This window comes from Cuneatibacter sp. NSJ-177 (genome assembly GCF_022867805.1).
In the GTDB taxonomy this organism is placed as follows: Bacteria; Bacillota; Clostridia; order Lachnospirales; family Lachnospiraceae; genus Pseudolachnospira.
In genome coordinates this window covers 142917-165783 of record NZ_JALIFO010000001.1, presented here as the reverse complement: position 1 = coordinate 165783, position 22867 = coordinate 142917, and the positions used below count along the sequence as shown (strand labels likewise).

Annotated in this window: 17 protein-coding genes; all 17 read right to left on the bottom strand. The window is 55.1% G+C overall.

Going from position 1 to position 22867, the window contains the following annotated elements; all coding sequences use genetic code 11:
- Positions 1-5: 5 nt before the first annotated feature.
- The 17 genes from MUB23_RS00665 to MUB23_RS00590 all read right to left on the bottom strand — a co-directional run bounded on the left by MUB23_RS00665 (position 6) and on the right by MUB23_RS00590 (position 22660).
- Positions 6-566 carry a DUF4255 domain-containing protein gene (locus tag MUB23_RS00665; protein WP_244798260.1) on the bottom strand — a complete coding sequence of 187 codons (561 nt, stop codon included), beginning with the start codon at positions 564-566 and terminating at the stop codon, positions 6-8.
- A gap of 21 nt (positions 567-587) precedes the next feature.
- Positions 588-2459, bottom strand: a complete 1872-nt coding sequence (locus MUB23_RS00660) for a hypothetical protein (RefSeq protein WP_244798259.1) — start codon at positions 2457-2459, stop codon at positions 588-590.
- Between the two features lie 12 nt (positions 2460-2471).
- Positions 2472-3422, bottom strand: coding sequence for a hypothetical protein (locus MUB23_RS00655; protein WP_244798258.1), 951 nt, complete (start codon positions 3420-3422; stop codon positions 2472-2474).
- A gap of 19 nt (positions 3423-3441) precedes the next feature.
- Positions 3442-5208, bottom strand: a complete 1767-nt coding sequence (locus MUB23_RS00650) for a hypothetical protein (RefSeq protein WP_244798257.1) — start codon at positions 5206-5208, stop codon at positions 3442-3444.
- Entirely contained in the window at positions 5205-6359 is a 1155-nt protein-coding gene (locus MUB23_RS19740) for a phage tail protein (RefSeq protein ID WP_244798256.1), read from the bottom strand. Before MUB23_RS19740 ends, MUB23_RS00650 begins: the two co-directional genes overlap by 4 nt.
- Before the next feature lie 9 nt (positions 6360-6368).
- Positions 6369-8429 carry a putative baseplate assembly protein gene (locus MUB23_RS00640; protein ID WP_244798255.1) on the bottom strand — a complete coding sequence of 687 codons (2061 nt, stop codon included), beginning with the start codon at positions 8427-8429 and terminating at the stop codon, positions 6369-6371.
- Between the two features lie 20 nt (positions 8430-8449).
- Complete coding sequence (locus MUB23_RS00635; protein ID WP_244798254.1) at positions 8450-11455, bottom strand: baseplate J/gp47 family protein; 3006 nt, start codon at positions 11453-11455, stop codon at positions 8450-8452.
- 74 nt (positions 11456-11529) lie between these two features.
- Complete coding sequence (locus MUB23_RS00630; RefSeq protein WP_244798253.1) at positions 11530-11952, bottom strand: GPW/gp25 family protein; 423 nt, start codon at positions 11950-11952, stop codon at positions 11530-11532.
- A 16-nt stretch (positions 11953-11968) separates the two neighbouring features.
- Positions 11969-12793 carry a phage baseplate assembly protein V gene (locus MUB23_RS00625; RefSeq protein ID WP_244798252.1) on the bottom strand — a complete coding sequence of 275 codons (825 nt, stop codon included), beginning with the start codon at positions 12791-12793 and terminating at the stop codon, positions 11969-11971.
- Positions 12790-13863: a phage late control D family protein gene (locus MUB23_RS00620; protein ID WP_244798251.1), complete on the bottom strand. Its 1074-nt coding sequence runs from the start codon at positions 13861-13863 to the stop codon at positions 12790-12792. Before MUB23_RS00620 ends, MUB23_RS00625 begins: the two co-directional genes overlap by 4 nt.
- A gap of 15 nt (positions 13864-13878) precedes the next feature.
- The gene (locus MUB23_RS00615; RefSeq protein WP_244798250.1) at positions 13879-14526 is read right to left on the bottom strand and encodes a CIS tube protein; all 648 of its coding nucleotides are present in this window, start codon (positions 14524-14526) and stop codon (positions 13879-13881) included.
- Between the two features lie 15 nt (positions 14527-14541).
- On the bottom strand, positions 14542-19287 hold the full coding sequence (locus MUB23_RS00610; protein ID WP_244798249.1) for a hypothetical protein: 4746 nt from the start codon (positions 19285-19287) through the stop codon (positions 14542-14544).
- Between the two features lie 103 nt (positions 19288-19390).
- Positions 19391-19822 carry a phage tail protein gene (locus MUB23_RS00605; RefSeq protein WP_244798248.1) on the bottom strand — a complete coding sequence of 144 codons (432 nt, stop codon included), beginning with the start codon at positions 19820-19822 and terminating at the stop codon, positions 19391-19393.
- A 9-nt stretch (positions 19823-19831) separates the two neighbouring features.
- Positions 19832-19966, bottom strand: a complete 135-nt coding sequence (locus MUB23_RS19735) for a DUF6760 family protein (RefSeq protein WP_330641774.1) — start codon at positions 19964-19966, stop codon at positions 19832-19834.
- Between the two features lie 41 nt (positions 19967-20007).
- Complete coding sequence (locus tag MUB23_RS00600) at positions 20008-20379, bottom strand: DUF4815 domain-containing protein (RefSeq protein ID WP_244798247.1); 372 nt, start codon at positions 20377-20379, stop codon at positions 20008-20010.
- Between the two features lie 103 nt (positions 20380-20482).
- On the bottom strand, positions 20483-20908 hold the full coding sequence (locus tag MUB23_RS00595) for a phage tail protein (protein ID WP_244798246.1): 426 nt from the start codon (positions 20906-20908) through the stop codon (positions 20483-20485).
- 21 nt (positions 20909-20929) lie between these two features.
- Positions 20930-22660, bottom strand: a complete 1731-nt coding sequence (locus MUB23_RS00590; RefSeq protein ID WP_244798245.1) for a phage tail sheath C-terminal domain-containing protein — start codon at positions 22658-22660, stop codon at positions 20930-20932.
- Between the last annotated feature and the right edge of the window lie 207 nt (positions 22661-22867).

Sequence of the window (22867 nt, the reverse complement as noted above, 5' to 3'; positions counted from 1 at the left end):
CCCTCCTACTCTCTGACGGAAAACGATACATCGGTGACTCTTCTCGCCTCCTTCGCCTTGGTGGATTCCACGGCGATGGGGCCGACTTTATAGAACAGAGATGTTTTATACGCCGTATTGGGCACGCTCCAGATTCTCATTTTTTCTTCCAGGGACAGCGGCAGCATCTCCACCACCGGCTCTGTCTCCGCTCCGCCCGCGGGGAGCAGCCCCCCGTCCAGGACCGAATAGTCGTGAAATACCTGAATCACCCGCCCCAGCAGGCGCTGTTCCTCCTCGGAACGGTACTTGACATCCCCGTTGGAGTAAGCTGTCACCATGTAGAAAAGGGTCAGGTAAGCCGGCGGGTACTTCTGTCTGGAGGCATCCAACGTCACCATCTCATGGCTGCGGACTTCCTCGCTCTCCTTTACGTCATAGAGATGAAGGCCGATCTCAAAATCCCCCTTGTCCGCCGGGCTGCAAAGCCCGATATGATCCGGATTTTGCAGGGTTTCCGGCACCATCTGGCTTTTCAGCAGATGCACCAGAGCATTTCCCGCCTCCGCAATCGCCGTATATCTCATCTGGTTTCCTCCTTCCAATCCTCAGCCAAGTCCGGCATCTGGGTTTTCTCCCTCTGAGGCTCCACCTGTCTCCGCATCCGACGATGCCTCAGTAGGTGCCTCGGTGGGCGCTTCCGTCGGTGCCTCAGTAGGTGCTTCTGTCGGTGCCTCCGTCGGCGCTTCCGTCGGTGCCTCAGTAGGTGCTTCCGCCGGCGCTTCGGTCGTCCTCTTGTCCGTCACCAGCTCATCGCGCCGGAACGTTCCCTCCCCGGTCACGACACCGGTGTCCCCGTCATAGCTGACGCCTTCCCCGTTGCGCATCCCGTTTAAGAACTCCCCCTCGTAAATCATATTCCCGTCCACATTGTAGAGGACGCCTTTGCCGTTGTACTGGCCTTTCCGGAAGGCGCCCTCATAGACCGGCAGCTCAGTCCACGGGTCGTACTCTTTCCCGTCTCCCTCATACTGTCCGGCCACAAAAGCTCCCTCATAGATCAATGCTTCGGTGGCGGTGTTGTAGAGCTTGCCCTGGCCTTCATAAAGCCCTGCCCTCCATTCGCCGTCGTAGAGCAGAACTCCCTTCTCATAGGCTTTGCCCGCTCCCTCCCGGATGCCGGCTTTCCACTCTCCGTCATAATCAATGGTTCCTTTTTTTGTATAGAGGATCCCTTGCCCATCATAGACCCCGGCGCTGAATCCGCCTACATATAGGGCCTGTTTTTCATCCAGATAAAGAGTTCCCTGGCCGTCATAAAGCCCTGCCTTCCACTCCCCGTCGTAAATGGGAATGCCGCTGACGCTCTCGTAATAAGTCCCTTTGCCTTCCCGCAGTCCGGCCACAAACTCTCCCTCGTACTCCAGCCGCCCTTCCAGATCATATTCCTTGCCAAAGCCTTCCTTTAATCCGTCCACATAGTCCCCGACGTAGATCAAATTTCCATCTTCGCCGTACTCTTTGCCTTCCCCGGAGTGAGGCACGCCGCCCTTGAACTCTCCCTGGTAGGCAACCTCCCCGTTTTTATCGTACAAAATTCCCGTACCTTCATACTGACCGGCGGCAAAACCTCCGCTGTAGACCAGCTGGCCGTTTCGGTATAGATTTCCCCGGCCTTCATACTGACCGGAAGCAAAACCTCCGCTGTAGATTAGCTGGCCATCCGGCTGATAGAGGCTCCCCTCCCCCTCGTAAAGTCCCTCCACAAAGGCTCCCTGATATCGAAGGCTTCCGTCCTCGGCGTATTCCCTTCCGTTTCCCTCGTAGAGCCCGGCGGCAAAGTTTCCCTCATACCGGAGCGTACCGTTCCGGTAATATAAAAACCCTTGTCCTTCGTATTGATTCATGGAAAAGCTGCCCTTGTAGCGGGTGGTTCCGTCGGCATAATACTGTTCCCCGGTTCCGGAATAGAGTTCCAGCAAAAAGCCGCCTTGGTAAATCAGATGATTGTCGGAATCGTAGAGCTTTCCGTCTCCATTGATCCGTCCGTCCTCCAGGCGTCCCACAAACAAAACCTGGCTGCTTCCCGGATACGTCAGCTTTACCTTGCCGCTGTAGCCGTACATGGTTTCGCTGTTCACTTCCATTGTCCGGGTCAGAAAGGTGGAGCGCAGCCAGGGGTATCCCCATTTTACGATCACGATGGCGAAAAGCAGGATGAGCACCGCGATCCCGTAAATCAACTTTTTCGCTGCATAATACTGGCCAACCACATAATAGTCTTTCTCCGAGGCCGGCTTTTGCTTGATCGTCTCATCCACGCCGGTGCGGACATCCCGCACCACCGTATTGACCACCCCGTTCAAATTCAGCTTTCGTTTGACTTTCCGGCCGAACTGGGTGAACGGATACGTCATCGCCTGCAAAAGCTTTGTGGCGCCGTATTGGATATTCTGTTTGATATTCCAATTTCCTTTCATGTATCCCTCTCCTTACCGGCCGGCCGTGGTTTCCCTCTTTGTAGTCTCTGCCGCTGTGGTCTCCTCTGCCGTAGTTTTCGCGCCTGCGGCGGAAGTCCCCTCTTCTGTCCCGATCACCACTTCCCCGATCTGTTGGAAAGGAACTGGAGTATCGCCCTCCGCCGGCGCCAGAAAGGTAAAAACCAGATATCCAAGCAGTGCCAGCAGCACCGCCGCATAAAGCAGCAGACGAAGCCATTTTCCTATTTTTTTCAGGCGTTTCCACAGTTTGATCAAAAAAGTCTCCGGCTGCAGACCATCCACTGCCGCCTGATCTCTCATTTTTTCATAGACCGCTTTGTATCTGCGGTAAATCTCCGCGTAGGAATGATATTTTCCGGTCCGGAGGCTCTCGGCAAATTTTGCCATGGGCTCCGCGGCATGTCCGTCGATCTCCCTGGCAAACAGCGATTCCTGCCAGCCTGCCAGCCGCCCGCAGATATCCGGAAACAGTTCTTTTCCGATCTGCCCGGTCTCTTTCAGAAAATAGGTAAAGCAGACCGAACTGTCCCCGGCCACCCGGACGTTCTCAGACGAAAGCGCCTCATAGAGCAGGTAATCCGGAAGATTTTTCTGGACAATCCGGTCCATCAGGCTCCGGCTGACCGCAAGGCGTTCGGCCACGGGAAGGCGCTCCTCCCCCAGCTCGTTCCGGAGTTTCCTCTCCTCTTGATGCCGGAACACCAGATACAGAAAACCGTTTTTCAGGAAACATTCTTCAAAATCCTCGGTCTGCTGTTTAACCGAAAGCTCCATGAAATAGATCACATGCTCCCTCGGAACCTGTTCACTGTTGAAAGCGGTCACCAAATAGGAGCTTCCCGACGCGTCCCCCGGTATCCGGCACAGGTAGACGGCGCGCTCCGAATTTTCCTCAAACTTCTTAATGACCTCATAGGCTTTGTCCAACGTCTGAATTATCATAAAAGACCTCTGCTCTTTTCTAAATATCCCTGACTACCACAAAGGCAGATGCCCGCAGATCCGGGTATGCGGTGCTCTCGGCGATCACCTCATACACCCCCGGAATATTGGGCGCCGTGTACATGCCATTTTCGTCGATGGCGCCGCCTTCCGCTTCCTTGACCCGGAAACGGACGCCGTGCTCCGCCGCGCCGGTGAAGATGGGCTCAAAATAATAGGTCTCCCGCAGCTTCAAATATGCCATCTCCGGTTTCAGATAAAGTCCACGTTCCTCTCTGTCGTAGCGGAGTTCGCTGTTGTCCTTCATGGCGGTCCAGTGGATCTTGACCCGGCGTGTCACTGTGGTCTCGGACAGCGCCAGGCCGATCATGAAAGTGCCGGCCGCCACATTGACCCTGGCCGCAAACTTCCCCTTGACCGATAGGCCTTTATCCTCAAAAACATCCGGATCCCCGAACAGGATTTTGCTGTCGTCCTTCAGGCTGTAGGCCTCCCCCAACAAGACGGTCACCGCGCCGAGCCCCAGGCCATGGGTGATTTCCTGGGAGAAAAATTTCTGGCCCGCGGTGCCGCCGATTCCCAGGTCGATCACGGCCGTTCCGGTGGCAATCTGGAACGCCGGTCTCTCCGCGCGGCCTCCGGACTGCTTTTTCAACGAAATCCCCTTGGTCTCCCACGTCTTCATTCTCTTTTCCAGCCCGTCAATTTTATCCTGGGTGATCCGGTCCATCAGAGAAGCCAAAACCCCGTTGTACACATACTGTTCAAAGGGCATCGGGCGGACGCGGTCGATCACATAGGTGGTCTCGGCCCGGATGACGGAAAGCTCCGCCAGATAAATGTCCTGCCGGACGGTTTCCTTGGTCAGTTTATCCATGGTCTCCCGGTAATAGCGGCCCTTGATCTCTTCCTCCAGGCCGCCTTCCAGAATCCGCATCGTGTTGCCGCCGGAAAACTTGGCATTATAGACCGGCCGTCCTCCCAGGGACATGGTAAAATTGTCTTCCTCCACCGAGGCGTTTCCGTCGGTGTTTCTCACGGAGAGGGCCCTGGCGCGGAAGGCCAGCTCATAGTGACCGGTCTTCTCGTGCTCCTCCTCATCAAAGGCAACGTTGATAAAATCTTGTCCGCCGCACTCCAGGAAATCGAGAAGCAAGCGGTAGGAAAAACGGAGCGGCGCTTCCCCCAGGTTCTCCACAACCAGCTTCCAGCCAAATTCCTGGCCGCTCTCCAAAAACCGAGGGAAAATCTGTGTGATCTGCACCCCGTTTCCCCAATAAACCATGGTCCGCTCCTCGTAGTAGGCATCTAAATCGGTCATGCCGGACTCCGGCTGTTCATTGGTCAGGAACAGATGATAGCCCTCCGCCACCTTGTTGAACTCACCGTCCCGCAGGGAAGCGCGGATGTCTCCGGCCACATTGTAGACCGGCTCTTTTTCGCGTTCTTCATATTCAATGCACAGATAGAGGCTGCTGCGCTCCTCATCTTCCTCGGTATAGGAGTCAAACCCCTCAATTTCCGTTAGCTTTTTGGTCACCGGGCGTTCCACGACGATCTCCCGCCCGGCATAGTCAAGGGCAAGGCCTGCTTCCAAAGAAAAGGTGCGGTCGTCCACCTGCACCACATTCAGCCCGCTGATTACGCCGCAGCCATGGAGGAACCGGTTTCCCATCCGGCGTTTATTGTTCATATATTTTTGTTCGGTTTCAAAGTCATCGACACTCAGAAGCTTCCCATAAAAATATTTGTTTCTCTCAAAGGGAAAATAGTTCAGGTTTTTCAATGGATATTCCTTCCTTTCCTCTCACTTTCCGGCACGGTGGAAAACGGAACGGCGCAAAGGCCATCCAGACGGGCCGGCTGATAACGTCCGAGCACACTGTTGATCCCCAGATACGAGTATTGATCCAGAAAAATATAAGGTTTCAGCGTCAGGATCCGGCACTCCATTCCAGCCGGTTTCGCCAGATCCACCATCCGCCGCAGAATTTTATTGTCGTTGCCGTCCGCCGTCTCTTTCTGCGGCAGCAGCAGCGCAAATTCATAGGGCTGGCTGCAGTAAAGCTCGCTGACCCGCCTTCCGTCGGAAAGTTTTTTCCGAAAAGGAGTCACCCGGTGGTATTCCACCAAAAAAGGAGGAAAACCGGTGTGGAGCCGAATGATTTCTTTTAAATACTCTGCGGTTCCCCGGATTTGGTACAGCCGGGCCGCGTGGGAGATCAAATAGCGGAGCTGCTCCTCTTTCCAGATTCCGGCCTCCTCCACGGAAAACAACTCCGCCAGCCATTGCAAAAAGGAAAAACCGGTGGATGAAGGCTCCATCCAGGAAGGCACCGCCTCGATCCGGTCTGTCAGTTCCTCGCTCATCTTCTGGAATACGGCCAAAAAACGCTCGGTAAACGCGTTCGCCCCCTGCTCTCTCTGATAGATTTCCGGGAGATAAGAAACCCAGGAGCGCCTGGGGAATTCAACCATCAGCCCCCGCAGCATCGGCGTCTCCTCTTCCCTGCGGAGGAAACGGAAGGAAAGCCACAGATACCGCCCTTTTACGCCGAGGAGCAAAGCCTCCTCCGGGTGCTCCGCCACGGCGGCGAGAAAAGGCGCCATGAATCGTTCTTTTTCCTCCGGCGGCCGCTCCTCAGCCAGAAAATCCTCGATTTTCTTGGTATTTCCTTCCACGGTAATCCAGGGGCTTTCACTGGCATAGACCTGCACGGTGAAAGAGACACTGCTCCCTTTCGCCACATCTGCCCGGAGACGGTGCCAGGTCATCTCTTTTTCCCTGCTGTCCCAGACGCAGGTGGTATAGATACCAAAGAGCGCATCCTCCCTGAGCTGGACGCCTTCCCGCGAGATTTCCACCTGGAAGCCGTGCCCCTTTTGGAAATCTGATTCCTTATTCATCACCACATAAAGTCTCTGATTCTGTTTCACGTCTTCCTCCTATTCCGCCGAGGATATCATACATTCCCAGTCCCTCAGATAGGCCAGGCCCGATGCCGGCAGCAGCAGGTCGCCGTTCCGGTTCCGTTTCACACCCTTTCCCTTGGCGTCCAGCGTCACCGTGCGGACAGCCGTCACGCCGGGAAGGGTATCCAAAAGCCCGTAAATCTCACTGTGACGGACAGACCGGCCAAAATCCCAGCCCTGCTTTTCAAAATATCGGGCGAGCACGCGTCCGATCTCCCGCCTTACCCTCTCATAGTAGGAATCCGCGGTGACTTCCACAAAGACAGAGATTCCGATGTATTCCGAGGGAAGAATCTGCACCTTGACGCCGATCATCCGCCGGGGTTCCAGCATCTGCAGAATGTTTGCCAGATAAGCCGGGCTCGGCTGTTTCCTCTCCTCCTCGGAATAAGGGGCCACCGCGATGGCCACTCGGGATTCCTCCATGGAGCCGTCGGGCCGTTTCAGCGCCGTCACCGGCACTGCCTTCACTGCCCGGACCCGGATCCCCGGTGTCCGGCGGACCAGCTCCTCGTAATCCTCATAGGTCACCGCCCGCTCGGTGCGGTGGAGCGCCTCTCTCATCCGGCCGCCACAGTCGGAAAGTGTTTCTTCCTCCGCGCCGCCGCAGGCGCTCTCCTCGTTGACCGCCTGCTCCACAAGCGAGACGGCGTCCCAGGCGCCGATGGCTCCGGCCTTGACGTTCCCGCCCGCCCCCAGGCTCATCCGGCAGGCTCCGATAAAAATCCTGCCCTCCGGGGCACAGCCGTGAAAGCAGTCCCCAAACAAAATTTTTCCATCTTCTAGACGGTAATGTAGATCCTCCGGGCCGGAGCTGTCAAAATCCTCCACCTGGGTCCACTCCCGGTAGAATCCACTCCCAGACGAAGTCTCCGCCATGACAAGAAAGCCGGTGCGGCAGAGGCCGGGGATTCCCAGGTCGTACTCCTGAAAAGGAAAGCCAGTGCCCTCCCCGATCTCTCTCTTCCCGGTGAATTCCTGTTCATAGCAGAAAACCTGCGCGTTTTCCGCCTGTTCCCCGTTCTCCCCGATCGAAAACAAAACATCCTGCTCCGTTCGAATCCGCTCCATCTTTCCCTCGTATTTCCGGTAGCCTTTTTCATCTTTCAGATAAAGGTCCGTCTCACCCGTTTCCGCCAGATCAAAGTCCAGATGAAACGCTCCATCTTCCAAGGAGACCCCGCAGCTTTCCGCCAGGGTTCTCACCTGGATCACCGGAAAGGTGTGAAGGCTGATAGCCTCCATCTCCGGAGCGGTCTCATAACCCGATTCCAGCAGCCGCAGGCGCAACCAATAGTTGCCTTCCGCCTCTTTCATCTCTCGGTCCAGGGACAAACGCAGATAGCCGGAAAACAGCAGCGCCTGGGTCTCATCTTCCCGGAGGGAAACTGGCTGGTATCCCTGATCGGTAAGGACCTCCACCGAAATTTTAGCCAGGGGAATAAAATGCTCCCGGTCTTCCACCGGATTCCTCTTTACCGGATACCCATCAAAAATCTGAACATAGAGGTGATGCTCCACCTCCGGCGCCAGCGGCGCGGACAGCCCCAGGGCAAAAGTCTCCCCTCCCTTCGGGCTCTTCCCGAACACCGGAATCCGGAACAGGCCTCCCCTGGTTTTCAGGTCAAACCTCCGAACGCCGTTCTCGTCTTCCCGCACGCCCTCCAGCACCTCGGCTCGGCTCAGGTATTCCCTCCCCGCGGTCTCAAAACAGACAGAATCTGCATAGAAACGGCTGCCCCGAAGCAAAAAGCCATCCGTCTTTCCCCGGACGGTTAGCATGGCCTTGGCCGGCATAAGGTCCCGCGGGGAGATTCCCAACAGTTTCAGGTATTTTCTCCGGTGCAGATCTCCGATCTGATCCATATGGAATTGCTGCATTTCTTTCATCCAAGCAAACAGCTCCAAAAATGTCATGCCAGGGTCGTGATAGTTAAAATCCGTCCAGTTCGGATCAATGCCGGGAATCATTTTTCTCGCCTTCTCGACGATTTCCTCAAAATTTTCTGCGTCCAATTGAATATCCGGCAGCATAGGGCGCCTCCTTTCCTCGGTTATTCCACCTGAATCTGGATCTCATGGTCCCCGTTCACGGGCACCGCATAGATTCTCCTCGGCTCCCCGGATCCGGTTCCCCCCTCCTCCTCCCGGCCGCCGGCATAGGCGCTGAGGCGGACCCGTTTCAGGAATGCGATCCCCGGAATTCCCTTGACTGCGTTCATCACCTGGGTTTCATTGGGCAGCCGTCCGATGTCCCAGCCCGTTCCCAGATAATTGCCGGTCACCGGGTCCAAGAATTCTTCAATTTTCGCTTTTACCCGCTCTTTTACCTCAAAGACCCGGTTGAAATCCCGGACCGAAAGCTCCACCAGGCAGACCAGCTTTACATAGTAGGGTTCCGCCACATAGAACTTGCCCAGCGCCGCCATGTTTCCCGGCAGCCGCGGATTCATATATTCCAAAACCCGTTCCTTCACTTCATCGAAATTCGTTCTTCCATAGCGGAACCCTTCCGGCAGCACCACCGCCGTCACACTGCCCGGCTCCCGCCTTCCCTCCTCGTTGCGTCCGGGGAAACAGCGCACCTTCACAATGTTCCGGTCCGCCTCCCGGACCAGCGCTTCAAAGTCCGAGGTGGTCACAGCCCGTTCCCCGTGGCGCAGCCGTCTCGAATTCCGGATGAGCGCTTCGGAAAGTGTCTCCTGCTGGCATCCGCCCTCGGTTCGCTCCTCATTGGCCGCTCCGGAGAGAAATCCCAGGGACCGGCTCATCTGAGCGACGCTGCCCGGCCTTTGGTTGCCGCCTGTCCCGCCGCCGCAGCGATAGGATACCCGGATCTCCTGGGCCCCGGCCACCGGGGGCAGTGCTCCGCGGCGTCCGTCACCAAACCGGATGACGCCCTGATTGCGATCCACCAAATAACACCGGCTCTCCGGCCCGGAAAGCCAAAAATCCTCCGTCTCCTGCCAGAGCACCCAAGCCCGGCAGATCTCCCCGTCCTCATCCAATTCAGTCTTTGCCTGGCATTTTGACAGCAGCCGGTCCAGCTCCTCCCGCGAAATAGAGCCTGCCTCATTGACCCAGACGCTCAGATCATAGACCGCGCCGCTTCTCAGCCGGCAGACCGGGTTTTCCTCCCCTGTCTCCACAGAAAAGAATTCCTCCGGCATGGTCTCCACCGCCAGCACCCGCACCGTATTCATCGATAACCGCCGGATCCGCGGCATGGGCCTGTTCCGCCAAGCTCCGGCATATGCCCCGGACTCATCGGTAAGCCTTAGCCAGTAGGCTTCCACGCCGAATATTTCTCTCTTTTTAAAATCATTTCTCCCCATAAAGGTAATCAGGCCGGATTTCCGGAAATCTTCCGTCTCATCCACCACGGAAAACGGCTCAAATCCCTGCTCCCCGCTGTACGTAAGGGAAAGCCTCGGCAATTTTTCATGGATGGTCTCTTCCATGGAAGCAAACATCCGGAGCGGGCCGTCCGTCAACGGTTCCGTAAAACCCCAGTAAAGGGACGCAGCCGGGTTCTCCAACCCCTGAAACAAAGTGCAGAAAAACCGGGGTGTCCCAAAGCTTTTCCCTTCCGTCACCAGGTTCTTCCGGTTGTTCCGGCAGATCAGGCGCTCCGGCCTCAGGCCCTGGCCCTTATAAGAATAGGAAAAATTCACATCGCTGATCACCGGCGTGATGTAATTCCCCCTGATTTTATAAAGATTATCCATCCGGATGACCCGGATCCGCAGGTAACAAGACTCCGCCGAGTGCAGCAGCACCGGCTCCATGTCGTCGGGACAGGGAAATTCAATGGAAACCATCCGGCCCATGGCACTTTCCTTGCCGCTGAACGTCCGGCTGTGTTCCTGACCGGCAAACAGGCGGCTCCATCCAGTGCCGTTGTAGTACTCGAAGATCACTTGCTCGATTGTGATGTCATACTCCGGGTCCGGCCGGAAATCGGAGCGCTTCATCACCAGTTTCCACTCCCGCTCCTGTTCCTCGGTGATAATTTCCAGTGGAAACCGCTCAAAATCCAGGCGGAATTTCAGGGTGATCCTCGCCCCCTTCTTGCTGAGGGCCTCCTCCGAGGCAAAATAGATCTCGGAAAACAGGCTGGGCCGCTGGCCAAACGGAAAGATATCCTTTGCGGCCTGCTCTCCTTCGTCGGTCTGGATCAAATCCGGGGCCAGGCCCTCGGCCCGTGCCGCCAGCCAGACGTCCTCCACTTGGATCGGTTTTCTGTTATATTTTCCTTCCAGACGGCATCGGATGAAGTACCCTTTTGCCTCTGTGAATTCCCGGTAAGCAAAAGGAAGCTGTCCGGCCCCCTTATGAAGATAGATAACGCCCTCTTCCAGCTTCTGCTCTTCAAAAGGAAGAAAGCCTTCTTCCGTGTAATATTCAAATACCGCTTCCTTTTCCAGGAAGCTCAGCTCATCCCCGTCCGGATTTCCAAAACGGTAAGGGATCAGCCGCAGCGAGATCCAGGCGTCGCGGCGGATCCGCAGGACATGGTCCTGACTCAGAAAGAAAAGATGCTCCTGCTCGTTTTTACCCTCCGGGGCAAACAGGAAAAACGGCTCCGGCTCCTCCTGCTCCGGACTGCTCCGGAACACCTCCACGATCCGGTCCTCCGGCCCGTTTTCATAGAGAACGGCCGACAAGGCCGACGGGGTCACAAACAGATCGTCCATGGTCTCAAAGACCTGGCTTTGCTCCTCCTCGTCCGGCTCGCCCAGAAGTGCAAAGCCTTTGGGAACCTGCGTGCCGCCGAACTCTCCGGTGGACAGATGAAAGGTCACGGTTCCCTTGGCCGGCACCGCGGGAAGCAGTTCCGCTCCCAGTTCCCGGAAAAATGCGATTTCATTTTTTCGCAGGACCTGGCGGAAACGCCGGAGCGTGCCGGCGAACAGATCCGCGTAGACCATGGCAAGAACGGTCCCCACATCCGGATGTTCCGGATCAAACTGCCATTCGGGGACATAGGAAGCGGCTGTGTCCCGGATTTCTTCAAGCAAGTCTTCTTTTTTTCTTCCGTCAATCTCCCTGCTGTCCATCCTGCGCTCCTTCCTTTCTTTTCCATGAAACCCTGCTCTTTATGTCTTGGGCCAATCGAAACCAATTCTGTCTTTTAAATCCCTTCGTTGATATAATAGGGAAACACCAAGTTGTAGGGGTTGTTGGTGGTTCTCACCACATAGCGGACTTCCACCCGGATCAGTCCCTCGTCAAGTCTCTCCGTGTCCACCCGGACCTCCGGCTCAATCACCCGCGGCTCCCAGCGGATGATTGCCTCTAAAAGTTCCCGCTCCATCCGTTTGATGGTTGTGAAATCCATGGTGGAAAACAAGTATTCGTAGATTGTGGAGCCGAACTCCGGGCGCATCGCCCGCTCCCCCTTTCGGGTAAACAGGATGATCCGGATGGCTTCCGCAATATCTTCCTCATAGCCGGCCGTGCGAATCCGCCCGGTGGTCTCATCCACCTGGGGCGGGAATTTCCAGCCGCGCCCCAGAAAGTCCTGGGAAACTTCTTCTCTGCTGTATGATTCCATGGCAGCCTCCTGTCTGTTAATTGATCTTTACCATGCTCCCTTTCAGCTGGAGCATGCCACTGGACTCTGCCTTGAGCGTTCCTTTTCCGGCCAAATCCAGCATATTCCCCTCCATTTTGGTGGTCTGCCCTTTGACGGAAAGAGAATTTCCCTCTAAAGAACCGCTCTGCCCCTTCAATTTCAAAGCCTGCTCCGCCTCCACGGTGACCTGTTTGGTCTTGACCGTGGCCGAGCCCGCTTTTCCATCCAGAGCAATCACATCCTTCTTGTTGACCCGGAGAGTCAGCTTCTCTTTTGCTTCCAGGACCATGGCTCCATTTTTGCAGTCCATGGAAATGCTGTTGTCTGCTTTTTCATCCCGGATGGCGACCATCTGTTTCTCATCGTCCAGACCGATAAAAAGCTTTCCCTTGGTCTCTATCTCTATCTTTTCCTTGCCTCCCTCGTCGGAAATCAAAATCCGGTTTCCGCCTTTGGTAACAAACGTTTTTTCCGTGTTCTTTTCATTGGCCGCCTTCGGGGGAACCGGATCTTTCTGGTTCCAGAGACATCCGATCACCACCGGCGAGTGGAGATTTCCCATCTCAAAAGCCACCACCGCCTGGGTCCCAATCTCCGGCAGCGCGTATGCGCCGAATTCCTTGCCCGCATAGGGGGACATCACCGGGATCCAGTCGCTGACATTTTTCCCCGATTCTCCCTGTAAGATCTCCACTTTCACCATTCCCGGATGATCCTGGTCCCAGTTTTCTTTTACCACCCCGTAGACAATCCCCATCATACTCTGGGTCTGCCTGCGGTTTTCCTTTTGTTCTTCTAAAAGCTCGTCAAACAGACTCATGTATCATATCCTCCCACCTCAAAACTGGTCTGGTAGCCGTCGCTCCCCCATTGGTGCTCCACACTTTTCAAATAGTATTTTCCATCCAGCATCGCATCCACCTTGGCGATCTCAATATAACGGCCCGGCACCAGGTCCGGCAGTCCGATACAACTGCCGCTCCCCGCCTGGCACTGCTTGGTGACCTCTACGATTTCCTTGGCCAGACGGTCTTTTGCCTTTTCTCTGGTTTTGATGTCGGACTCTACGATATATTTCTGGATCGGGATATTCAGGGAACGGACCTCGGCTGAGCCGGTTTTTACTTTCTCAGACTCCCGGAGCACTTCCTTGTCGTCTTTCCGGACCACCACATGGATGGTCTCGTCCTTATAAATCATCTCCCTGGAAAAAGCTAATAGGCTTCTTCCGTTTTCCAGCGTCACAATGGACGCGTCCGCCGAGCGGGGCTTCCGGAAATACACCTTGGAGCCACAGACCAAAAACTCCCGGTTGGAGCGGCGGCATAGGGTCTGGATAAAGTCTAAGTCCGAGCCGTTTTGCTCGAAATCCGGATCCTCCTCGGCCTTGGTCTTGGTAATGACCGCCTTGCTAAACATCGGCTGATAGGTTTTCAGGATCTCCATCACCACGTCGGAACTGCTTTTCTGGGAATAGGTGTAGTAGCTCTTTTGGTTTTCCGCCATCAGACGGCGCAGGTCCATCACCGCCACCGAGAGGGACGGCATCTCTCCCACCTGATAGTGGATGTTGTAGATAAAGCCGGCAAAGACTTCCTCCAAAGAGGACCCGTAACCGATCTCAATCTTGACCAGGCTGCCCAGCATCACCAGATCCTTCACCTTTTTGGCAAAGGAGCGCTTCTCGCTGTCGTAGACATGGGTCAGCGTAAAATCCGCACTTCCGCTGTCGTCCAATGCCAGTTTCACCCGCAGGCTCTCCACCACGGCGCCGCCGTTTCCCGCCACATCCTTTCCGTTTACACGAATCCGCACAGCCGGGACCATAAAATTCTCGTATTTTTGTTCCAGCGCCGCCAGCGTCGTTTTCTGTTCCATCAAATCTGCCATTGCGATCTCCTCCGGTTACAAGGCCGGGAGTTTTACCTTTTGGCCCGGCACGATAGCGAGGGGATTGCGAATGCCATTCTCCTTGGCAATGACCCGCCACAGTTCCGGATCTCCGTACTCCTCCCAGGCGTAATGCCAGAGCTGCTCCCCTTCATGGATCGTCCGAACTTTGGTCCGGTCCGGCGACTCGAAAGGGGCTTTCATCTTGTCCTTGGCCGCATCGTACACCGACTGGAAGGTGAGCTTCACCTTGGCCCGGACCGGCATGCCGCTTGCTAGGAACATGGTATAGCTCTCCTCAATCTTGGTCACAATTCCGTGAAATTGGAGGGTCCCCCAGATGAACCAGACCATCGGGGGCCGGTGCAGCTTGCCGTCGATGGACAGCAGGCGGGCCAGCTCCCTGGTCTTCACCGTTACATCGCTGCCGCCCTCTTTTCCTTTGTTCTGAAGAGTCGGCGGCTCATAGGTGTCGAACACCAGGGTGATGTCCAGCGTAATATTCTCTCCGGAGAGGAATTGGGTGACCGGCCCCTCCAGACCCGGTATCTTTTTTTCCGCATAGTTGACGCCGCGGGAAAGATTGTACTCCGAAGGATTGAACATCACCGGCACATGGCCGCTCTTTCCTTCCACTTCCAGATATGCTTTTTCCAGTCCCATCTGCGTCTCCTTTCCCTATAAAAGTCCTTTTCGCATCTTTTCCAGCCGCAGTTCCCGTTCTAAACGTTTTACTACCTCTCTGGTGATGGCGCCGACATCCGGCCTAGGAATCTCGTTTCCGGCTCCCTGGCTTTCCGAAAGCTGGGTCACCTTAGTTTCCTGAAGGCGGATCTGCTCTTCCAACTTCTCAATCCGCCCCTGCGCTGCCTCCAGATCCTGGGTTCTCCGGGTCTGGCTCTGCAAAAGCTTCAGCTGGGCGGGCTTTAATTCCTCCCATCGCGGCTCTGGCGGCTGTTTTCTGGGAAACGTCACCGAGTCTAAAGCCGCGGGATCCGCCGCCGGATGCTTGGACACCGGATGCTTTTCCCACACGCTCTCATGGAGCAGGGGTGGAGGCGGGGCCGGCCCTGTCAGAGGATCTGGCGGGACCCGGTAGTGGAAAACGGCCGCAGGCTGGCCAGGTGCAAAGGTTTGATCCGGCGGCGCCGGCTGGCCTGCCTCATGGCCGGGCAGCGCTGGGGAACCGACCTTTCGTTGAAAGGAAAAATCCGCGCTCGATGGATCAACAGAACCGGATAGATTTCTTTTCCGCATCACACTTGATGTCAAAGGCATCGGCTGAGCCCGGCCGGACGGCAATGTCTGGGCTATGTTCCGGAGTTCCGGCGGATAAAAGGATGTCTCCATCGGGCGGGTGACCCCCTCCGACGAGGTCTGAAAAAAAGCTTCCAAAGCGTTTCCGGCCTCACGGCCCATCCGTTCCTTCGCCAGCCGGACCAGAGCTTCCCTCGTTTTGACCTGTTCGGGGGATTCCTTTAAAACAATCAACAACTCCCCGTATAGGAAGTCAAGTGATCCCCCCGCCTTTTCATTCTGTCCGCCCGCCCGGCGGGACCGATCGGCCTGTTCCGTCAAAGGGTCAAGTCCAGCCTCCGCAAACAGCGCCGCCCAGGCTTGTTCCTTTCCCCGAAAGATCTCTTTCAGGGCAGTGGGAAGAACATGCCTCCCCGGCGCAGGGCCAATTCGCAGGGGTACGGTCCGGATTGGGCGTATATCCGGAAGCAAAGCCGCCTGGCTTCTCTCCCCGGTAAGCGCCTGCCCAGCAGAAAAATAATGCTCCACTGTCCGGGCAGCCTCGGATCCCAAATTTTCCCGGAAGAGGCGGGTCAGTTCCTCCCGCTCTCTCTGAAATCCGTGTTCTGTCTTTAGATAGGAAAAAAGGGCTCCGTACTCCCCGTAGGACAAGGATTCTTCCGGACCGTTTTCCGCCTGCCCGTGGTTCAGCCTCTCTGTATGACCGGTTTTCTCCGGATGGATACGAAAAACGATTCCATCCTCATCCTGGGATAGTGAAATTCCGGCGCGTCTCAGAATACTAGGAAGAAGCTCTCCGTTTTTTCGGATCAGCGCGGACAGTTCTTCCGGCAGTTTTACTCCCGGCTGGTTCCGAAAATCAGCCGCCGTTCTCACAGTGATTTTTTCCGCTGAGGGCAAGCCCGCAGACGGCTTGGTCAAGCCAGGCTTTTCTTGCTGTTCCAGGCCTTCCGTCTTGATGTGCCGTTCCTTGGGCCTCTCACCTGAATGCAAAATGTCTCTCCGCCCCCTGCCGCGGGCGCTCTCATGGACTCCGCCAGATCTTCCGCCCGGCTCTGTTTCGGCATCTCTTGTGCCGCAGTCAGTGCCGGTATCCGCTTCCCCCGATAACTTCCCCAAAGACATTCCCAGATATGATCTCAGCAGTCTGCCTGCCGCCGCTCCCATCTGCTCTTCCGTCAGACGGACCAGATTTTCCCGCTCCTTCCGGTAAGATTCCTTCTCTCTAAGCGTCAAAAAGACGGACTCATAGGAAAATCCCGCATCTTCTCCCCCATCTTCCGCGGTCAGTCTCCCGACAAATTCCGACAGATCAAAAATTCCGGCCCGTTCCAGCAAGGAAGAAAACGTTTTTGGGTATGCTTTCGTCAGAGCCATCAGCCCGCCGGGCATTTCTGTCTTTCCAAGAGGGCCGGCGTCAGCCGCTAATCCTGTACGGACCGCCGGTTCCACACCACCCGACCGCTCTGCAGATTGTGAAGGATTACCCGCGGCTTTTACCGCCGATCTTTCCCAAATGCCTGGCTTTCTGCCTGATTCGGCGGAATCCTTTCCGAATTCCCAGACGGTTTCCTTGTCTTCTAACCTGGAATCTACGTTTCGGGAACCCTCTTGATTGCCGTCAAGCTTTGTCTCTATCTTTGCTTCTTTAGTTGCCTCAACTTCCTTAGTTGCCTTAGTTGCCTTAGCTTCCTTAATTGCTTTAGCTTTCTCAGCTGCCTTAGCTTCCTTCTCTTTTCCTTCCGGACCGGAAACTGTGTATTCTTTTACACCGGGATGCTTGGTTTCCTCCTCCGGTTTCCCCGGTTCCCGACTGCTGCTCTTCCAGTCGCGGGATGGATCAGGTTGTGAAGAATCCGGTTGGGACAAATCGAGTCGGGAGGAATCCGGTCGGGATAGATCCGGTCGGAATAGATCCGGTCGGGACGAATCGGTCCGGGGTGTTTCCAGATACTTCGTCAGCACCCGAAGGTCGTTCTCACTCAACGCCTCCGCCGCCAGCCGCGCCAATTCTTCCCGCACGGACCGGTAGCTTTCCTTCTCCCTCAGTGTACGAAAAACAGTTTCGTAAAAAGGAAAGGCAAAGTTTTCCCTCTGAAGCAGTTCCAGATTCCCGTCGGAGAAACGCTCCCCGCGGTGCCGCTCTTTTCCTGCGGTTTCATCCGGCTTCTCAGCCTGAAATTCTGGGAGTTCCAAAACTCCGGACGCTTGGAGAAGGGACAAAATCTTTCCCTGGTTTCTCTGAATGATATCCCGAACCGGGGCTTCCGGGGAATTCTTTGGACTCTGTTTTTCGATTGGACCGGAATCCGGTTCGGAGGTCAGGTATTGCCGAAGCAACCTCGCCTCGGAAGAAGTCAGCAGACGTTCCGAGAGATTTATGAACTGGGTTCGGATCCCTGGATCTTTCGCTTGTTTTCGAAGCTGAATCAAAACCTCTTCATAAGGGTTTCCTTGATCAAAGAATGAGTCCTGCGTCTCGGAAACACCATCTGCGCTGCGCACAATTCTTTCCCGGAACCACCAAAATTCCGGCTGTTCCAGGATTCCAGATTTTTGAATCAAGGCCGCCAGACGGCCGGAAGAATGTATTGCCAACTCCCGTATAGGCAGCGGTAAAGCATCCTGGACTGGTTCCTGCCGGTTTCCCTCCTGCCTGTTTTCCACCCTCCCGATTGTTGGTTCTGAATTTCTTTCCGGATCAGAGTCCTTTGTTTCGCCTGCCTTCTTCCGATCGTTTCGGATTGTCTGTTGAAAATACTGTTCCAAAATTTCCACCGCTTCCGGCCCGATCTGTTCTCCGGCCAGGCGGATGAGTTCCTCCGGATTCTGCCCCCGTCCGATGTCTCCTCTGATTCCTCGGATCCTGGCCATTGCTTCCAGCTTGGCCGAGACAGCGGCGGTATCTTCCTGGTAGGTCCGGGACTCTTCCAATCTATGGTACAAGACAGTTGCCTGTCTTTGATTTTCTCTCGCAATCAGCCGGAGAACCGGCTCTATTTCTTTCTCCCGTTCCGAAACCCCTTCGGGTTTCTCAGCAGGCAGTTCCCAATATTTTTTGATCCGATCCGCCGCTTTGGATCCCGCGCTCTCGGCTGCCAAACGAAGAAATTCCTCTCGTTCTTCCCGGAGGTCCTTCCGCCGCAAAAATGTCAAGACTCCCGCGCCTTCCCACAGCAGACGTTCCTGAGCCTGCTTTTCTTCCGCCTGCTCCCGCTCTTTCAAATCCTTCCAAAGAAGGGAAAAACGGTTCTGCTTTAAACCGCCTTGTTTTGAGTTTTTCTCGCCTGACGTTCCTTGGGAGAGACCAGCCCTTGCCTTTTCTTGTCCTTCCATGGTGGTCCGCCCATCTGTCTGAGAGGATCGCTTGTTCCAGGCCAGCAGAGAATCGGAATCCTGGATGGAAGAGGACTGGATCAAAAAGGATGGGGCTTCCCCTGCCCAAACAGAAAAAACCTCTGGAAAGACGCGAGACGAAGCTGTCTTTTCCATCTCCCGCCGGACCGGTTCCTCATATTTTAAAATCAACCGGCGAAACGTTTCCTGATTTGCAGAGCCGAGCACATGATTCTGGATCCACTCTGTTATCTTTTCTTTTTCTTCACCGTCCAACCGGTTCCACCGTCTCAGGATCTCATAAGAAGAAGCTTCTCTTCGCAGGCGGCCCGCCGTTTCACTTTCTGCCCTCAGCCCAATTTTTTCGTGACTGGGAGCTGTTTTTTCCTGTATGCGCTCCTCGCCGCTTTCCGCTTTTTGATCCCGGGGCAAAATTCCGGCATTCAATAATTCCTGAGAGACGAACTTAGATTCTTCCTCTGTCAGCTTTCGGATCCAACTCCCCAAGAAGGCCTCATCGACGGTCAGCCTTCGTTCCCGCCGCAGCCGCTGTTTTTCCGATTCGATAGATGACGGGATTCTTCTGCGCAGGCCGGCCGCCTGCTGCTTTTTCTGATTGGTCTGGGAGGAATTTCCATCGCCTGTTCCCGCTTCTGTCAGCGAATGGGACAGCACCTGCTGCAGCATAGACTGGTTTAAAATGTTTTTCTGACCGGCCAGAACCAGCGTCTGGAATTGGAGGAACAGCTTAAGGAGCAGCTCCGTGTGATAAGAAGCCGGGGGCTGGTTTTCCGCAGCAGGTTCATAGTAAACAAAATTCACCTCTTCCAAGAAACAGGTGTCATGAAAAGCATATTTATCTATGATTTGCTGTGCAAAAAAAGGATTTATCAGAGTCAGTCCCATGCCGCCACCTGCCTCTCAACGATAACGATCAGGATAGTTTCAATCCTACATACTGGATTTCCAGCTTTTCAATCAACACCTCATGTCCCATGGCATCCAGCGGCGACAATTCCCACTTGGTCACCACTCCGTCCTCGATCTCATAGGACCTGAGGATCTTATCATTTCTAGCGTCCATCAGGGAAATCCGGAGCCAGGTTCCCAGATGTAGCCCTGGCCTCATCCGGGCCATCCAGCCTTTTTTTCCGGCCACGCCCCGTTCCAGCACCAGCGTCCCGTTCTTCTTCGCCGGATTGTTCAGAACGTGGGGCCGGTCATTGAGCCCGCCCTCGGCCAGTTCTTCAAACTCCAAACTCAGCTGCAGTCCGGATGCTCTGGCAAAACTGATCACCTCCGGGTTATATCCGGGAACATTTCCCAGTACAACGCGGAACCGATAATTCGACATATATTTTTCCATCTGTCACTCCTAGACGGCGAACACATTCTCCGGTTCATCATTCAGCCTGCTGTTAATCTTAGAGATTTCCTTGCACCACCGGATCCGGTCCAGATGACTCATCTCCATGATCTCATCGTGGCTCCAGTGAAAATAGTAGCCGATGAACGCCGCCTCCTCGTAGATTTTTTCCGCCGGATAAAGTTCTATAGGCCGGCTTCCATAAAATTTATGGGCACCTCGATCTCCTGGTGGCAGTGGGGGCAGACCGCCCGGTAGCTGGGAGATTCCATCGTATTGATCCGCTGGTACAAATCCTGGAGATACGCTAGATCCATCGTAAACAGATTCTCCACCACGCGGGTGTCCACCGCCGGCAGAGACCCCAGCTTGGTGATGACTCTGGCCAGCAAAATGACGGTCAGATAACCGGGATTCTGCTGTACCCTCGGATCCTTTAACGGCAGGATCTCATCCCCTGCGTTGGCTAAACGCATGACTCCTTCTTTGTGCAGGACTCCTTCCCGGTCCAGATAGCCTCTGGGAAGCACAAAATTGTACTCGGTTTGAAATGCCATAAAAATCCTCCTCCTTTATCGCCGCCCCAAACCCCAAGAAGGGGCTGCCATCACTGCGCCTTTTTTGCAGAATGGCATCCCTCTTCCCGAAGTATCTGTTCGCTTACGATTCTCTCGTCATGCCCTCGTGTGCGATCTCCAGAGTCTCCACGGCAACCTCAGAGGAGGTTGCGCTGAAATCCGGCCCTGTATATTTCACCGGCCAGGCATTGATCACACGCCAGGAAGCAACCGCTGCTTCCGTTGCATTCAGCAAAGTGATCGTGATGGTCTTTCTCTCGACCTCCCCGTTCACTCCGGCGATCATCCAGTCGTACAGGGCGCGGGAATCCGCCAGCCCTTTCTTCAGTGTGATATTGCCGTATTTTTTCAGTCCCGGTATCTTCATCGGGGTCTGTACCATGTCCCCTTCCCGGTACTCCATCACATCGATGGATGCGTCAAAACCGGTCACCTCGGAGAAGCCGCCGGCTTCTATGCCGTCAATCTCCACCTTATATCGAAATCTTCCATAGGGATATGAAGCCATTTTTTAACTCTCCTTTCGCCGTTATTCCGCGTCGCTGGTCTTTTGAGAAATTCTAAAGATAACAAACTCTGCCGGTTTCACAGGCGCCACGCCGATGACGCAGACCAGACGTCCGTTATCAATATCATCCTGACTCATGGTTTCATGGCCGATGTTGACAAAGAATGCCTCCTCCGGCGTACTTCCCGCCAGGGAGCCGTCTCTCCACATACCGGTCAGGAACACCTCGATGGTTCTCTTGACACGCACCCACAGAACCTCGTCGTTGGGCTCGAAAACGGCCCAGTTGGTGTTGGCTTTAATGGATTCCTCAATGTAGATGAACAGGCGGCGGACATTGACATATTTCCAGCTGGGATTGCTGGTGGCCGTCCGTGCGCCCCAGACGCGGATTCCCTGTCCGGGGAATGAGCGGATCAGGTTTACACCTTTCGGGTTCAGAATATCCTGCTCGCCCTTGTTGAACTGGCAGTCCAGCCCGACGCAGGCGCGGACCACTTCATTGGCAGGAGCCTTGTGCACGCCGCGGGTGTTGTCGCTGCGGGCATAGATTCCCATGATAGAGCCCGACGGGGGGATCGCCGCGTTTTTCTTGTCCAGCGGATCAAAGACCATCAGCCAGGGGTGATAGAGAGCTGCATAGTTGGAATCAAAGATATCCCGGTGCGCCATGATGTCGTCGATCTTCTTGGCATCCCTCGGCATATCCAGTACCGCAAAACGGCTGCCCAGGTTCTCACAGTGAGCCACCAGCATCAACTGCACGTTGGGGTCGGTGACGCCGGGAACCGCCATGATCGACACACTATCGTTGTCCAGGAAAGACTGAATGCCCGTACGCCGTCCTGCGCCGTTGTCCGTGCCGATAAAGTCGGCGGCGGTCAGAGTTCCCACGCTGCCGTTGGAACCGCCGGTCAGGGTTACGGAGACAACCGCCTGTTCCTCATTGCCTCCGGCCAGCGCCAGGAAAGGCGCGGAAGCCTCGTCGGGTTTTTGGCAGGCAACGGAAATCAGATCGGACTTCGCCGTCTTCTTTTCCACATAGTTGGGCGCGGTGATGTTGAAAGAAACATTCTCATAGAACTCTGCCAGATCGTCGGCCTTGACTTCCAGGCTGAACTCGCATGTGGTGATCACCTTGACCGGCAGAAGGTTTTTGTCCACAACACTGTCGTCGAACTCTTCCTCGAATTCGATAATGTTGTCCTGGCTCTTGATCACGCGGTTGTAAAGGACCGTGGTCTTATCCGTGTACATCACCACATCGCCGGGCTGGAAACCGTTGGAATTCTTTACATGGTATTTCTTTCCGGAAGAAGTCTCCAAGATATCCAAAATCTGAGTTTTTGCTTTGGACGAAGGGGTGATCACAACATTGATGTTATTGCCCCACATACCAGGGTTCTTTGCCGAAATGGTAAGCAGGGGCTCTTCGGCAGGGACCAAACCGGATGCGCATTTGGCATCGCCCGGAACCACACGCGAAATAAAAGCGCGGGATCCTCCGTTGACGAAGAAATGCTCCACGGCATAAGCCAGGAAACGGTAATCTCCGAATTCATTCTCGGAGAGGTACCCCCCGTACTTTCTCTTAAAGTCTGCAAAGTTGGTGACCAGCTGAGGGACGCCCTCCGCGGCCCCCTTTTCGGCCAGGCCGATAAAGCCTGCCGTGCTGGTGCCCACGCCTTCCATGGGCTTGCCGCCGGATTCAAATTCTTCCACATAGACGCCTGGTGATAAATATTCCGCCATATTGTTCCCGCCTCCTGCTCTCCTTGGATGGAAACGGGATACCTCCTTTCTAAAGAAATTTTATATGGTATCTTTTGACAATATTTTACTGGCCCTCACTTAACAAAAGCTAAACAAACCATGAAAAAGAGGGAATCCGTAAAATTTTTTATTGCCCGAATGCTTAGCTCCCATATTTTGAGCGCTTACGCGCCAAGCATGAAATAT

Bases quoted from the DNA above. Each gene is read 5' to 3' on its own strand.
- MUB23_RS00665 (WP_244798260.1), bottom strand. From the start codon at position 566: ATGAGATATACGGCGATTGCGGAGGCGGGAAATGCTCTGGTGCATCTG.
- MUB23_RS00660 (WP_244798259.1), bottom strand. From the start codon at position 2,459: ATGAAAGGAAATTGGAATATCAAACAGAATATCCAATACGGCGCCACA.
- MUB23_RS00655 (WP_244798258.1), bottom strand. From the start codon at position 3,422: ATGATAATTCAGACGTTGGACAAAGCCTATGAGGTCATTAAGAAGTTT.
- MUB23_RS00640 (WP_244798255.1), bottom strand. From the start codon at position 8,429: ATGCTGCCGGATATTCAATTGGACGCAGAAAATTTTGAGGAAATCGTC.
- MUB23_RS00635 (WP_244798254.1), bottom strand. From the start codon at position 11,455: ATGGACAGCAGGGAGATTGACGGAAGAAAAAAAGAAGACTTGCTTGAA.
- MUB23_RS00630 (WP_244798253.1), bottom strand. From the start codon at position 11,952: ATGGAATCATACAGCAGAGAAGAAGTTTCCCAGGACTTTCTGGGGCGC.
- MUB23_RS00625 (WP_244798252.1), bottom strand. From the start codon at position 12,793: ATGAGTCTGTTTGACGAGCTTTTAGAAGAACAAAAGGAAAACCGCAGG.
- MUB23_RS00620 (WP_244798251.1), bottom strand. From the start codon at position 13,863: ATGGCAGATTTGATGGAACAGAAAACGACGCTGGCGGCGCTGGAACAA.
- MUB23_RS00615 (WP_244798250.1), bottom strand. From the start codon at position 14,526: ATGGGACTGGAAAAAGCATATCTGGAAGTGGAAGGAAAGAGCGGCCAT.
- MUB23_RS00605 (WP_244798248.1), bottom strand. From the start codon at position 19,822: ATGGAAAAATATATGTCGAATTATCGGTTCCGCGTTGTACTGGGAAAT.
- MUB23_RS00600 (WP_244798247.1), bottom strand. From the start codon at position 20,379: ATGGCATTTCAAACCGAGTACAATTTTGTGCTTCCCAGAGGCTATCTG.
- MUB23_RS00595 (WP_244798246.1), bottom strand. From the start codon at position 20,908: ATGGCTTCATATCCCTATGGAAGATTTCGATATAAGGTGGAGATTGAC.
- MUB23_RS00590 (WP_244798245.1), bottom strand. From the start codon at position 22,660: ATGGCGGAATATTTATCACCAGGCGTCTATGTGGAAGAATTTGAATCC.